Source organism: Collinsella aerofaciens (genome assembly GCF_902501475.1).
Classification (GTDB): domain Bacteria; phylum Actinomycetota; class Coriobacteriia; order Coriobacteriales; family Coriobacteriaceae; genus Collinsella; species Collinsella aerofaciens_AL.
In genome coordinates this window covers 1-13,921 of the sequence record NZ_CABWIF010000008.1, presented here as the reverse complement: position 1 = coordinate 13,921, position 13,921 = coordinate 1, and the positions used below count along the sequence as shown (strand labels likewise).

The window sequence follows — 13,921 nt, the reverse complement described above, 5'->3', positions numbered from 1 at the left end:
CAACTCTGAAGAATTCTGTTGGCCGAATCGCTTAACTTTCGCGATTCGGCCATTTTCTTTTCTGCCTTTATCTCGAGCCCTCGGCCTGCGCGTCCATCTGCGCATAAGCACGCACAATACGAGAGACGCTACTTTTGCCAATCCCGGTATAGCGCTCAATCTGGCGCACCGTGAAACCGGCATCGTGCAATCCAACAATAACGGTATCACGCTGCGCAGGCGGTGCGTCTTTAACCCCATGGAGCGGAGCCCCGAGGCTCTTCGCCAACTTATCGGCAAAGGCGTGGCGTTCCCACTCTGTCTCTTTCATATCGCGCAGCGCTGGCTCGCCGCCGTCGGGCGTCGAAAGCGAATAGGCAATAAAGTCCTCGGCAGAACCAAAGAGCTCAAGCACGCAAGAAGGATCAGAAAATCCCCTCGCGACATCAGCCGCGTCACCGTCGTAAGCGCACAAATGCTCCGCGAAGCTGCTCCAGGGATAACGCTCGATTAGGCTAACGCCCGCATCCTGCGGATCGGCGTGTACAGAGCGAATAGCCTCCATCACCTGCCAGTCGGTATCGAGCGAGCGCCGGTCAAAACGGTTCTGGAACAGATGGCCTGTGCGCCCCGTGCGTTTATTGAACCGCCGCGCGTACGTCAAAAGCAGCCGATGCATCGCCGCACTCATCCTGTCCTCGTAATCTGCAAGCACCAAATGCACGTGATTGCCCATAAGGCACCAAGCGATAACCGTCACACCCTCCTCGCGGCAACACTCGCGCATCAGCTCCAAAAACTCCCACCGGTCTTCATCGCCCTCAAAGATGAGCTGCTTGCCCATACCGCGGGCACAGACATGGTAAAAGCCGGTAACCGTTCTCCAAACGCGCTGCATGGCGCTCCCTTCGCCGGGATCTGCTTGCCATCCAATACAGCACGATTGAAGCGTGCCATCAAAACATTCACGCAAAACAATACACTCGCGCGGCAAAAGGCAGTAAACAGGCGGCGAACGGCACCGTTACAACAGGTCAACCCCCGCAACGCTTACAAGAGCTGACCAAAAGCTTGCCCAAGACGGACCCCCTCTACGGAAGTTCGCGACCACAGAACATAGAGTTAAACCGTTTCAATTAAAACTTCCGGACTTCTCGCTACGAAAACTGAGCCGTTCGCCGAATATTCCGTGCATTTCGCGGTATTATAGGGGCTGCATGTCATGTCCCTTTCGAAGGGTCGCCCGGCAATCGCCAGCCACGACCCCCAGACGGGACGCCAACACGATAGAGAGGAGAGGCATGCAGTACTCACAGGAAGTGGAGAACATGTGCCCCGTTGCCAAGGGTGCATACCACGGCCCCGCACCCATCCCCGAGGAGGGCAAGTGGGTCCAGGCTAAGGAGATTTCCGACATCTCCGGTCTTACGCACGGTGTGGGTTGGTGCGCACCTCAGCAGGGCGCCTGCAAGCTCACGCTGAACGTCAAGGACGGCATCATCGAGGAGGCCCTCGTTGAGACCATCGGCTGCTCGGGCATGACCCACTCTGCCGCCATGGCTTCCGAGATCCTTCCCGGTAAGACCATCCTCGAGGCCCTCAACACCGACCTCGTCTGCGACGCCATCAACGTTGCTATGCGCGAGATCTTCCTGCAGATCGTTTACGGCCGCAGCCAGACCGCGTTCTCCGAGGGCGGCCTGCCCGTGGGCGCCTCCCTCGACGACCTCGGCAAGGGCCTTCGCTCTCAGGTCGGCACCATGTTCGGCACCAAGACCAAGGGCGCTCGTTACCTCGAGCTCGCTCAGGGCTACGTCACCCGCATGGCTCTCAACGACAAGAACGAGATCATCGCATTCGAGTTCCTGAACCTCGGCAAGTTCACCGACGCCGTCAAGGCCGGCAAGACCCCCGAGGAGGCCATCGCTGGCGCTATGGGCCACTATGGTCAGTGGGAGAACGCTGCCAAGTACATCGACCCGCGCACCGACGAGGAGACTCACTCCGTCGCCAGCGTGTTCCCGGTTCACGAGTAGAAAGGGAGGGAAATAACTATGACTGTTACGTTCGAAGGTTACGAGCGCCGCGCTGACAAGATCAACAAGTGCCTCGCCGACAACGGCATCGCCTCCCTCGAGGAAGCTCTGCAGATCTGCACCGACAAGGGCTTCAACCCGCGTGAGATCGTCAACAACACCCAGTCCATCGCCTTCCAGAACGCCGAGTGGGCCTACACCCTCGGCTGCGCTCTCGCTGTCAAGCGTGACGCCAAGTCCGCTTCTGAGGCTGCCGCCATCATCGGCGAGGGCATCCAGGCCTTCACCGTTCCCGGCTCCGTCGCCGAGGACCGCAAGGTCGGTCTGGGCCACGGCAACCTGGGCGCTATGCTGCTCTCCGACGACACCGAGTGCTTCGCCTTCCTGGCCGGCCACGAGTCCTTCGCTGCCGCTGAGGGCGCTATCGGCCTGGCTCTGAACGCCAACAAGGCTCGCAAGAAGCCGCTGCGCGTTATCCTCAACGGTCTGGGCAAGGACGCCGCTCAGATCATCGCCCGCATCAACGGCTTCACCTACGTGAAGACCCAGTTCGACTACTACACGGGCGAGCTCAAGGTCGTCGAGACCATCCCCTACTCCGATGGTCCCCGCGCTGCCGTTAACTGCTACGGCTCCGACGACGTCCGCGAGGGCGTTGCCATCATGTGGCACGAGAACGTCGACATCTCGATCACCGGTAACTCCACCAACCCCACGCGCTTCCAGCACCCCGTCGCTGGCACCTACAAGAAGGAGCGCCTCGAGGCTGGCAAGAAGTACTTCTCCGTCGCTTCTGGTGGCGGCACTGGCCGTACCCTGCACCCGGACAACATGGGCGCCGGCCCTGCCTCTTACGGCATGACCGACACCATGGGCCGCATGCACTCCGACGCCCAGTTCGCCGGTTCTTCCTCCGTGCCTGCGCACGTCGACATGATGGGTCTCATCGGCATGGGCAACAACCCCATGGTCGGTGCCACCGTCGCCTGCGCTGTCGCCGTCGAAGAGGCCCTCAAGGCCTAATCGCGCCCGCGCGATGCTCAGATAGTTGAGCTTTGGAGCCGCTACCTTTCGAGGTAGCGGCTCTTTTTGTTTGCGCTGGCGCAGGGTATCTAATGCCGATATATCAGCTGGGGCGAAATACAAGATGTGAAGAGATGGAGCGTCAGAGCGTCCATGACGCCCACCTGCCATATTTGCCCTTTACCGATTTGACGGGTCTTTGCGGCCCCATTGCCGATCACCCGTGCGACAATGCGCCGGACGAGAAAGGAATCCGATGGAATCGACTGATGTACTGGTAATTGGATCTGGCATTGCGGGCCTTTGTGCCGCCATCGAAGCGGCACGCACGGGTGCAACCGTCACTGTGGCAAGCGCCGGCAAGACCATGAGTGGATCGAGCTTCTTCCCGGGTACCTGGGGCCTCGGCCTCATCGGTCCCGTCGACGAAGACGACGAGCAGGACCTCATCGACACCATCCAGACCGTCGGCGGCGGTGTCGCCGACCCCGAACTCGTCCAAACGTTCGTCCACGGCATTCCCCAAGCGATTGACTGGCTCGAGCAAGACCTGGGCGTTGAGCTCCAGCGTCCGCAAAGCGCCAAGAGTGCTCAACAAAAGCAATTTATCCCCTGCTTTGACCGCAAGACGCGCATGTGGCGCGGCCTCACCCGCAAGCCCCTTGAGGACGCTCTGACGACCTGGATCGAGTCGCTCGGCATTCGCCTACTCCCCCGCCATGAGCTTATCGACCTTGTTGAGGACACGAACGGCAGAATAACCGGAACCGTACTCTACGACCTTACCGAAAATCGAATCGTGCCCTTTGCTGCCAAGGCCACGATCATCGCAGCCGGTGGCACAGGCGGCCTGTTCGAGCGCAGCCTTACGTCGGCTGATGTGCTCAGCTCCTCGCAGGCCATCGCACTGGCGCACGGCGCAACACTTACTAATATAGAGTTCATGCAGATGATGCCCGGCTTCATCGAGCCCAGGCGTAACTTGGTCTTCAACGAGAAAACCTGGCGCTACGTGCATGTAGACCAGCCGGTAGATATTGCCGACGACAAGCTGAACGACCTGCTCGAGCAGCGCTCTGGATATGGTCCCTTCACGTCACGCTTGGCCTCCCGCGCTATCGATCTCGTCATCGATCAGGCAGGTGTCGAAGGCCTGGCACTCCACTACGACTTCCCCCGCGAGGATGTCCCAGAGTTTGTGCAGACCTTTGCCACCTGGCTGCAAGACGAGCACGGCATCGCCCCGACTGACGAGATGCGCGTTGCGATGTATGCCCACGCCGCTAACGGCGGCATCAAGATCGATAAGACCGCGCACACGGGCGTTGAGGGCCTCTACGCTTGCGGCGAGGCGACAGGCGGCATGCACGGCGCCGACCGCATTGGTGGCTTATCAAGCGCCAACGGCATCGTATTCGGACGTATCGCGGGCGCATCGGCAGCCCTCACAGCGCAGAAAGAGCCTGAGGCGGCCCTGAAGGCGGATATCACCCTCCCCCAGTACGGCATTGCCACAACAGATGCCGAACGCCTGACACACAGCCTTAGGCACACGATGAGCACCTTTTGCATGATCAACAGGACCGAAACAGGCCTATCCGAGGCACTACACGAGCTTGAGGGCTTGAAGACGGAGGCAACGACCTTGAGCACACAGAAAGCCCAGGACAGCGAAGTCGCAGCCCTCGCCCGCCTGCAATCGCAGATTCAGCTGGCACAGGAAATGGTCAAAGCCATGCGCAAGCGAACCGAAAGTCTCGGATCGCACTATCGAGCAGACTAAATCGATTCTCACTTTGAGTTTGATCACAACTTCTCAACATGCATCGAGCCCCGTGAGCATAATTCTCATAAGGAGAGCACGTTTATGGGGCTTTAGCCGTGTTTCCCTAAGGGAATCACGGTGCAGTTTCCCCAACTTCGCGTCCCGACGGGTTCGACCCCATGAAAGGTCAACAAAAAAAGCGACCAGCCGAAGCCAGCCGCTTTACAATGCTTTGGTGGGCCGTCAGGGGGTCGAACCCTGGACCTTGGGATTAAGAGTCCCCTGCTCTACCAACTGAGCTAACGACCCAAAGCTAAAGTCCGTTGTGGCGGACTTTAGAGGAGATATCGTGTGGTGGGCCGTCAGGGGGTCGAACCCTGGACCTTGGGATTAAGAGTCCCCTGCTCTACCAACTGAGCTAACGACCCGATATCAACACGAAGCAAGAACTGGGGTGGGTAAAGGGACTCGAACCCTCGACCTACGGGACCACAACCCGTCGCTCTAGCCAACTGAGCTACACCCACCGTGTCCTGTGCGCTTCGCGCTCGACTATTATTGCAAGGAACGCCACGCGATGCAAGCCCCAATTTTCAAGAATTTTGAAAAGAGTTTTTCGAGACCATTTCGAGCAAATCCCACCGGTTTCACAGGAGTAAACTTGCCCCACTGCAAATCCTCGAAAGGACCGTCATGAAAGAACTCTCCAACCGCACGGCAAGATTTACCGATTCGGTCATCCGCCGCATGACACGCATCTCCAATAAGTACGGCGCTGTCAATCTCTCGCAGGGCTTCCCTGACTTCGATCCCCCGGCGCAGCTGCTCGATAGCCTCAGCACCATAGCCAGCGACCCCAAGCCGCTCTATCACCAGTACTCCATCACCTGGGGCTCCCAGGCCATGCGCGAGGCGCTCGCCGCCAAACAGGAGCACTTTATGGGCATGCCGGTGAACCCCAACGAGAATATCGTAGTCACCTGCGGCTCCACCGAGGCCATGATGGCCGCCATGATGACGGTCACGAACCCCGGCGATAAGGTCGTCATCTTCTCGCCGTTCTACGAGAACTACGGCGCCGACACGATCCTTTCGGGTGCCGAGCCCATCTACGTGCCGCTCAACCCGCCCACATTCGACTTTGACCGCGAGACACTCGAGGCGGCCTTCCGCGACAACGACCCCAAGGCCATCGTCCTGTGCAACCCTTCCAACCCCTGCGGCAAGGTCTTTACGCGCGAGGAGCTCACCTTTATCGCCGACCTCTGCAAAAAGTACGACGCCTACTGCATTACCGACGAGGTATACGAGCACATCGTCTACGCGCCCCACGAGCACGTCTATATGGCCACGCTGCCCGGCATGTTCGAGCGAACCATCAGCTGCAGTTCGCTGTCTAAGACGTACTCCATCACCGGCTGGCGTCTTGGCTACACCATTGCCCCGGCCCAGATCACCGAGCGCATCAAGAAGGTCCACGACTTCCTCACCGTGGGTGCCGCCGCTCCCCTGCAGGAAGCCGTTGTCACTGCCCTCAACTTCGACGACAGCTATTACGATGAGGTCCTCGACCTCTACACCGCCAAACGCGACCTGTTCTGCCAGGGACTCGACAGCATCGGTCTTGAGCATAACGTGCCGCAGGGCGCCTACTACGTGATGATGGATATCTCTGAGTTTGGCTACGACAGCGACCTCGAGTTCTGCGAGGACCTCGCGTCTAAGGTGGGCGTGGGCGCAGTGCCCGGCTCGAGCTTCTTCCGCGAGCCCGTCAACCATCTGATTCGTTTCCACTTTGCCAAGCGTGACGAGACGCTCAACGCGGCGCTGGAGAACCTCAAGTCCCTGCGTGATAAAATCAAACCGCGCGGGTAAGGACGGCCCAGCAACTAAAGCAACCAAAGAAGCCTCGCACCGCCCGCCGCGTTGCGAGGCTTCTTTTTATAACGCTTTCTTAAATAGTTTAGAGCCCTATACTTTAGTCACGGAGCAACTCGTCCCAGAGAGAGGAATACTATGGCAGAACAGCAGCTTATCGGAGCGCTCGAGGCCGGCGGCACCAAGATGGTCTGCGCCACGGGCTATGCAGACGGTACGGTCCTGGAGCGTGAGCAGATCGCGACCACGACCCCGCAGGAGACCGTTGAGGCCGTCAATGCATGGTTTGCCGACAAGGGCATCGCCGCGCTGGGCATCGGCGCCTTTGGCCCCACCGCAGTCAACCCCGCGTCGCCCCAATACGGCAAGATCCTGGAGACGCCCAAAACGGCATGGCGCTACTTTGATCTGCTGGGCACCATCCAAAACGAGCTCAATATTCCCTGTGGCTACGACACCGACGTCAACGTTGCCTGCTTGGGCGAGGTCACCTTTGGTTGCGCCCAGGGCCTCACCGACGTGGTCTACCTGACCATCGGCACCGGCGTGGGCGCCGGCGTGCTCTCGGGCGGTAAGCTCGTGCACGGCATGATGCATCCCGAAGCCGGCCACATCCTGGTCACGCGCGACCCGCGCGACACCATCGGCGAGCATAGCGCCTGCCCCTTCCATGACAACTGCCTCGAGGGCCTCATCGCCGGCCCTGGCGTTAAAAAGCGCTGGGATGGCAAGAGCGCCGGAGACATGGCCGATGACCCGGAGGCCATGGACCTGCTCGCAGGCTATCTGGCACAGGCGCTCATGACCTACACGCTGTGCTACGCACCGCAAAAGATCATCATCGGCGGCGGCGTGGCCGACCACACCCCCATCGTGCCGCTCGCACGCAAAAAGTGCGCCGAGATGCTCAACGGCTATATCGTCACGCCCGAGGTCAACGACATCGATTCCTATATTGTCAACAACAGCCTCGAGGGCAAGCAGGGCATCATGGGCTGCCTGGCCCTGGGCGCACAGGCGCTTCAGTAGCAGACGCACCCACAGGGCGTGGCGCGCTCGGCAAATCCAACCTACGGAACGACGCCACCACGCCTCATATAACCCCTCAAATAAAAAAGGCCGCCTAGGACCAAACAATACGTCCTAGGCGGCTTTTTTGGCGCACATCAGCGACCGTAAGAGATATCGGAGCACAACGCCCGTTGCCGCTCCACAGCAGTCGATCATCACATCGGTGATCATGCCGGCGCGTCCCGGCACAAAGAGCTGAATCGTCTCGTCGATCGAGGGAATCAGCAGCAGGAACACCGCCGTGGGCAGCAGCACGTCAAAGGTGCGCCGGCCCTCAAAATCAAAGGCGTGCGTTGCCAAGATGCCGAGCACCATATACTCGGTAAAATGCGCGCACTTGCGAACAACAAAGTTGGTCACCCATTCATATGGAAGTCCCACGCTGTGCAGGAAACCGCGGATAGCTTCCATGACCGTTAGGCTCAGCGAGCCCGACCCCGAGCCGGGAACCAGCGAATTGCCCCAGATCAAGAGCACCATCAGGCAGGTTACAACCGCCCATTTTCGATTGATCTTAACCATGCAGAAGTTATGCCTCCGCGCGGAGCGGCGCGAAGCTGGCGGTACCGCCCTCGATGACGCTCAGGTAGGCACGGCCCGTACGCTTGGCGGTAGAGGACTGCAGGCGCTCGATCTCTTCCTCGAGGATCTGATTGACGCGCTCGTGACGACGGTTTTCCATAATGCCGGCGGCAATAGCCTCGGCCCGCTCGATGCTCTCGCGCGAGATACGGGCAGTATCCTCGGGGAACGCAGCGCTGTGACGGCCGACATAGGCGGGGGCAGCAGGCTGAGAGGCAGCGACGGGAGCGGGGGCTGCAACAGGAGCGGGCTCGTCAATCTCATCCAGAATCGCGGTGGCGGCGGCCCACATGTCCTCGTGGCCCGAGTAATCGGCCATAGGGACATCAACCTCGAGTGAGGCATCCGGAAGGTCGCCGGTGTCGATGCGATCTTGGGCATCAATCGATGCGGTGATGGCTGCAGGCTCATCGAGGTCATCGAAATCGATATCCGCGGCACCGGAGATGATAGGCATGCTGGCGAGGTTTACATTGTACGGCGCAGCCTCAGCCGCCTGCTGCTGGGCAGGAGCGCCCCACAGCGAGCTTTCGGCGGCACGGCGGGCGGCAACGGCCTCCTCGTCCGCGGCCATGGCTTCATCAACGTACGAATTGTCGGCAGAAGCGTTCGCGTCCGCCGAGGTAGCGCTGTAGGCGTTATTGGCTGCCGCGTTGGCGACGAGTGCCACGAAAGCCGCCGTGCTGCCCGCAGGGGCGGCCTGGGAGCCAGACACGGCGCGTGCCGCGGCGGCGATGTCGTCGCGATTGAAGGAGCCGGTCTGCCCGCCGTTGGTGAGCTCGTCGATGGCGACTTGATAGACGTCGCGCGAGTGTGCAGGGTCGCAGCTCACCGGCGAATCGTCGTCAAGCATACTGTCGATCATGGACCAAGCCTCGTCCTCGTCCATAGCATCTGCGGCTCGAGCGATGGTAGGGACACCATCATCGGCATGACGGCGCTGGAACGCACCAGTCAGGCCGGAAAGGAATGCCGAGGTAGACTGCTCCGCCTGAGCCTGAGAATCAGAAGCCGCAGCGTAAGGAGTCGCATCCTGCTGCTGAGCTGAAATCGAGGCGGTCTTGAACTCGCTTTGATGCTGATTGAGATTGGCGGCACCGCCCATGGCATCGGGCTGGAACAGACGCTCTTCACGCTGCGCACGATACTCGGAGATACCCAGCGAGGCGGCATAGATGCCCACGCCCGCCACCGCGCCCACGGCGAAGGGAACCGCACCCGCCACGACCGTCTCGTTCACAGACGAAAACGGCAGCGTCGCGGCATACATAACCACGGGAGCGGCAAGGCCGATCCCGCACGAAAGTCCGGCAAGGACTGCTCGTTGTGTTGCATCAGAAGAAGCCATGAGCTCTCCCCATCTTCCAGCACCCAAATCGCATCATTCAGTTGGCTGCGCGAGAGAAGATGAAGCGGGGCTATGCCCCAAAGCAACGGTATATGGTTCGTTTCATCTGCGTTATCCGTCGCGAAGCTTAAAAGCTATTATGCGAAACCGCCCTGTCGATTGCAAGCGACGATGTCGGATTGAAACGGGAAACCTGCTGCTTGCCAGTCTTATGGTCAAAAATAAGCGCGGAGCGGCGATATAGAAAAGGGCCGAGGCTCAAAGCCCCGACCCTTTATTGCATTGATGACTATCGCTGCGTGTGGATGACAACCTAGAACGTCTGCTCGTAGTCGCTGTGCTTTTTGGCCGAACGCACCAGGAACTCCTGGTTGGTGTTGGTGCCCTTAAGACCCTTGATAAACGACGCAGCTGCGCGCTCGGTGTTGTTCATGCCGGCAAGAATGCGACGCAGGCCAAAGACAAACGGACGCATCTGCTCGTCAACCAACAGGTCCTCGTTACGCGTACCGGAGGCAACGGGGTCGATAGCCGGGAAGATGCGGCGGTCGGCCAGGTCGCGGTCGAGCTTGAGCTCCATGTTGCCGGTGCCCTTGAACTCCTCAAAGATGACCTCGTCCATCTTGGAGCCGGTGTCGATGAGGGCAGAGGCCAGGATGGTGAGCGAGCCACCGTTCTCGATATTGCGGGCTGCGCCCAGGAAGCGCTTGGGCGGATACAGTGCCGCCGAATCGACGCCGCCCGAAAGGATGCGGCCTGAGGCGGGCGCCGCCAAGTTGTAGGCGCGGGCAAGACGCGTGATGGAGTCGAGCACCACCACGACATCGCCGCCCAGCTCCACGATGCGCTTGGCGCGCTCGATGACGAGCTCTGCCACACGAGTGTGGTTGTCGGCGGGCATATCGAAGGTCGACGCCACAACCTCGCCCTTGATGGAACGCTGCATATCGGTAACCTCTTCGGGGCGCTCGTCGACGAGCAGGCAGATGAGGTGCACCTCGGGGTTGTTAATCGAGATAGACTGGCAGATCTTCTTGAGGATTGTGGTCTTGCCGGCCTTGGGCGGGGACACGATCAAGCCACGCTGACCCTTGCCGATCGGCGACACGATGTCGATGGCGCGACCGGTAATGGAGTCCTTGCCATGCTCCATGCGCAGCGGCTCGTTGGGATAGACCGGGGTGAGGTCACCGAACTTGGGGCGGTTGCGAATCTGCTCGGGGTCTAGACCGTTGACGGTCGTGATTTTGGCGAGGCCGGCGCGCTTGTCGCCGCCGCGCGAAGGACGAAGCGAGCCCTCGATGACGTCGCCCGTGCGCAGACGCGCGGAGCGGATGAGGTAGGCGGGCACGAAGGCGTCGTCGTTGGACTTCATGTAGCCATGGGCATGGATGATACCGGAGCTGTCCGGACGAATCTGCAGGATGCCCTTGATGTCGCGGAAGCCCTCGGCCTTCGCGGCGGTGACGTAGATCTCCTCGACGAGCTCGGCTTTCTTCTTGCCGGTCGTCTCAATCTCGAACTCCTTGGCCTTCTCGCGCAGCTCGGCGACCTTCATGGCCGCGAGCTCCTCGCGCGAAAGCGTGGGCTCGGTGGGAGCGGCATTACGCTCCTTGTTGCGCTGCTTGCGATCGCGCTGGCGGTTGCGGCGGTCGTTGTTGCGCTCGTCCTTGCGCTCGTTGCGCTCGTCGTTGCGCTTGTGCTGGCGACGGTTGGGGCGAGCGCCGTCTTCGGCCTCGGCGGGCGCGGCGCCATCGGTTGCGGCGGCATCGGCGTTAGCCGCAGTATCATCGCTGGCCTCGGCCTTGGAATCGCCCTGCAGCTCGGCCTCGGCCTGCTGCTCGGACGCCTTGGCCTTAGCGGACTTCTTACGACCGCGCTTGGGCTTCTCGGACGCAGACTGTTCGACGTCTTGGGGCTCGGCGGCATCAGTCGATGCATCGGCGGTCGTCTCGGCGGAATCCTCGGACGCACCCTTCTTGGCAGTCTTGGCCTTGGACGTGCGCTTAGCAGCAGTACGATGGCTGCGACCAGGACGGACGTCGGCGGGCTCGACATCGGCGGGAGCGGCCTCGGAAGTCGTAGCATCCTGGACGGGTGCATCGGCAGCGGTTGCAGACTCGGCGGTCGCCGCAGCATCCCGAGCGGCTGCAGCTGCGGCTGCGGCCTTCTCTGCCTCGACGAAGGCCTTGGGCTTGCGACCGCGACGGTGCGGGCGCAAAGCCGGATCGACAACGGGAACTTCGCTGGCCTCGACAGGCGCAGCGAGCTCAACAGGCGATGTGCCCTCCCCTGCCGCGGAACGGACCGAAGCCTCAGTGAGCTCGGGGGTTACCTGATCGGCAACCTGCTCGGCCTTAGCAGCCGTGCGACGGCGTGTGCGCGGTACCGGCTTCTCGGTCGGCTGGTCGGCGACAGGGGTCTCGGTGGCGGCAGGCGTCTCGGGCACAGACGGAGCTGCAAGCTCGGTCAGAGCCGCGGCCTCGCGCTCGGCAGCACGACGGCGGGCGCGCACCACCTGAGCCTCGCTAATCTGCGCCAACGCACGTGCCTGCGCGACCTCATCGGAAATCGGCGCCGAGGAGTCAGCAGCAACGGTGCGCTTGGCGCGCGTCGTGCGCGTGGTACGGCGCTTGGGCTTGGTGACCTCCTCGCCGTCAGTGGCAGGCTTGGCCGTGCGGCGCGTACGCTTGGGCTTTGCCGGAGCAGCCTCCTCACCAGTTGCAGGCACGGCCTTCTCAGCCGTTGCAGCCTTAGGCGTCTCAGGAGCCGAGGTTTGCGCGGGCGCCGCGACTTGGTCCGACGCAACCGGTGCAGCGGGAGCGGCTTGCGTCGTCGTTATTTCGTTTTCTTGCTGTTGATCAGACACAGTGTTTGCTCAACTTTCTTTTCAAGCCCTGTGATCACATGCTCCCTGCATAAACCTTCAGGGCGGCTAAACAGTCTAGTTCCGTTCAAAACGACGGACATCATTGATCTGTATCGAGATGATTGCGCCATATACGCAGCGTTAGTGTAACACAACCGTCGCCACCTGCAACTTAGTCATTGGGAACGCTCTTAAACGACTAGTCAAAAGGGGCACTTTTTGGTTTAACACCCACAAATCTGACTGCCTCCGCCAAAACTATGGCGGTTTACTACGATGAATCGCTCAACCGCGACCACTCCGAAACTTGTTGAACTAAAACCGCAGGTAGATGCCTTGCACTTTTTGCGAAAAGCCGGCGTGGTTGGAATTTCTCATTTCATCGTAGTAAACCGGCATAGTTTCGTATTTCCAGCAGTTCCAAATTCGTCAATACGTCGGCGTTTGCAAAAAGCCCGACCTCCTGAACTGCGCCCCAAATCTTGGACGCCCTAAATAGCGACTAGGCCGCGAGGGCCTGATTCCGGAACTCCTCCGGGGTCAGGCCCTTCAATCTTACCTGCCTCCGGCTCGTGTTCCAGTGGACTATGTATTCCTCCAGGTCGCGTTTGAAATCCTCGAACGTCTTCCACTCGCGGCCCCTGTAGAACTCGTCCTTGACGTGGCCGAAGAGCTGCTCGGTGGCGGCATTGTCGATGCAGTTCGCCTTCCTGGACATGCTCTGGACGATGCCGGCGGCCTCGAGCCTGGATGTGTATGAGGCGTGCTGGTACTGCCAGCCCCGGTCCGAGTGCATGGTCGGGGCGGCGCCCTCGGGGATCTTGGACAGCAGCTCGTCGAGCATCCTCGCCTGCTGGGCCATGTCGGGCGTGGTCGATATGTCGCTCGCCACGATCTCCTTGGTGCAGAAGTCCAGCGTCGGGGCCCAGTAGGCCTTGCCGCCGGCCACCTTGAACTCGGTGACGTCCGTCCCCAGCTTCTGCCACGGGGCCCCGGCGTCGAAATCCCTCGCGATCACGTTCTCGAACGTTCTGCCGACGACGCCCTTGTACGAGTTGTACCTGTGGTAGGCCGTCTCGCGTCTGATCCCGCAGCGAATCCCCATCTCGCGCATCATCTTGAGCACGGTCTTGTTGGCTATCACGGCCCCCTCTTCCGCCCTGAGGCACATCGCTATCTGCCGGTGCCCGCAGCCGTTGGCGGTGCGCGAGAAGATCTCGGCGGCCGCCTCCCGGAGCTCGGGGCGCGTGGGCCTCGGCGGGTGCGCGAGGGCGTAGTAGTAGGTCGACCGCTTGAGCTCGGCGCATGCGAGCAGGTGCCCGAGCGCGTGCCCCTCGGCGCGCAGGGCCGCGACCGCTTCGGCCTTCGCC

General features: G+C 60.9%; 10 protein-coding genes and 3 tRNA genes. 5 read left to right on the top strand and 8 right to left on the bottom strand.

What is annotated here, in order from left to right; translation table 11 throughout:
- Window positions 1–67: 67 nt before the first annotated feature.
- Complete coding sequence (locus GDJ93_RS02380; RefSeq protein ID WP_152067617.1) at window positions 68–877, bottom strand: transposase; 810 nt, start codon at window positions 875–877, stop codon at window positions 68–70.
- Between the two features lie 403 nt (window positions 878–1,280).
- Between GDJ93_RS02380 and GDJ93_RS02375 the strand changes: the two genes are divergently transcribed.
- The 3 genes from GDJ93_RS02375 to GDJ93_RS02365 all read left to right on the top strand — a co-directional run bounded on the left by GDJ93_RS02375 (window position 1,281) and on the right by GDJ93_RS02365 (window position 4,821).
- A complete protein-coding gene (locus GDJ93_RS02375; RefSeq protein WP_152067616.1) occupies window positions 1,281–2,015 on the top strand; it encodes an iron-sulfur cluster assembly scaffold protein in 735 nt (244 codons plus the stop codon).
- A gap of 18 nt (window positions 2,016–2,033) precedes the next feature.
- Entirely contained in the window at window positions 2,034–3,038 is a 1,005-nt protein-coding gene (locus GDJ93_RS02370; RefSeq protein WP_152067615.1) for a GGGtGRT protein, read from the top strand.
- 256 nt (window positions 3,039–3,294) lie between these two features.
- On the top strand, window positions 3,295–4,821 hold the full coding sequence (locus GDJ93_RS02365) for an FAD-dependent oxidoreductase (protein WP_006235552.1): 1,527 nt from the start codon (window positions 3,295–3,297) through the stop codon (window positions 4,819–4,821).
- Window positions 4,822–5,036: 215 nt separating this feature from the next.
- Here the strand turns inward: GDJ93_RS02365 and GDJ93_RS02360 are convergent.
- From GDJ93_RS02360 to GDJ93_RS02350, 3 genes are all read right to left on the bottom strand, one after another.
- Window positions 5,037–5,112, bottom strand: a tRNA-Lys gene (locus GDJ93_RS02360).
- A 43-nt stretch (window positions 5,113–5,155) separates the two neighbouring features.
- A tRNA-Lys gene (locus tag GDJ93_RS02355) sits at window positions 5,156–5,231 on the bottom strand.
- A 22-nt stretch (window positions 5,232–5,253) separates the two neighbouring features.
- Window positions 5,254–5,330: transfer RNA gene (locus GDJ93_RS02350), tRNA-His, on the bottom strand.
- A gap of 166 nt (window positions 5,331–5,496) precedes the next feature.
- Here GDJ93_RS02350 and GDJ93_RS02345 point away from each other — a divergent pair.
- Window positions 5,497–6,678 (top strand): pyridoxal phosphate-dependent aminotransferase, encoded by a 1,182-nt coding sequence (locus GDJ93_RS02345; RefSeq protein WP_152067614.1) that lies wholly within the window; start codon window positions 5,497–5,499, stop codon window positions 6,676–6,678.
- A gap of 141 nt (window positions 6,679–6,819) precedes the next feature.
- Window positions 6,820–7,710 carry an ROK family protein gene (locus GDJ93_RS02340; RefSeq protein WP_006235486.1) on the top strand — a complete coding sequence of 297 codons (891 nt, stop codon included), beginning with the start codon at window positions 6,820–6,822 and terminating at the stop codon, window positions 7,708–7,710.
- A gap of 114 nt (window positions 7,711–7,824) precedes the next feature.
- Here the strand turns inward: GDJ93_RS02340 and GDJ93_RS02335 are convergent, their stop codons facing one another.
- The 4 genes from GDJ93_RS02335 to GDJ93_RS02320 form a co-directional block, all read right to left on the bottom strand.
- Window positions 7,825–8,274, bottom strand: coding sequence for a VanZ family protein (locus tag GDJ93_RS02335; RefSeq protein WP_152067613.1), 450 nt, complete (start codon window positions 8,272–8,274; stop codon window positions 7,825–7,827).
- A gap of 7 nt (window positions 8,275–8,281) precedes the next feature.
- The gene (locus tag GDJ93_RS02330; RefSeq protein WP_152067612.1) at window positions 8,282–9,682 is read right to left on the bottom strand and encodes a hypothetical protein; all 1,401 of its coding nucleotides are present in this window, start codon (window positions 9,680–9,682) and stop codon (window positions 8,282–8,284) included.
- Window positions 9,683–9,995: 313 nt separating this feature from the next.
- The gene (gene rho / locus GDJ93_RS02325) at window positions 9,996–12,551 is read right to left on the bottom strand and encodes a transcription termination factor Rho (protein ID WP_226812427.1); all 2,556 of its coding nucleotides are present in this window, start codon (window positions 12,549–12,551) and stop codon (window positions 9,996–9,998) included.
- A gap of 502 nt (window positions 12,552–13,053) precedes the next feature.
- On the bottom strand, window positions 13,054–13,921 hold an 868-nt coding region (locus GDJ93_RS02320), incomplete at its 5' end, for an IS3 family transposase (protein ID WP_226812426.1).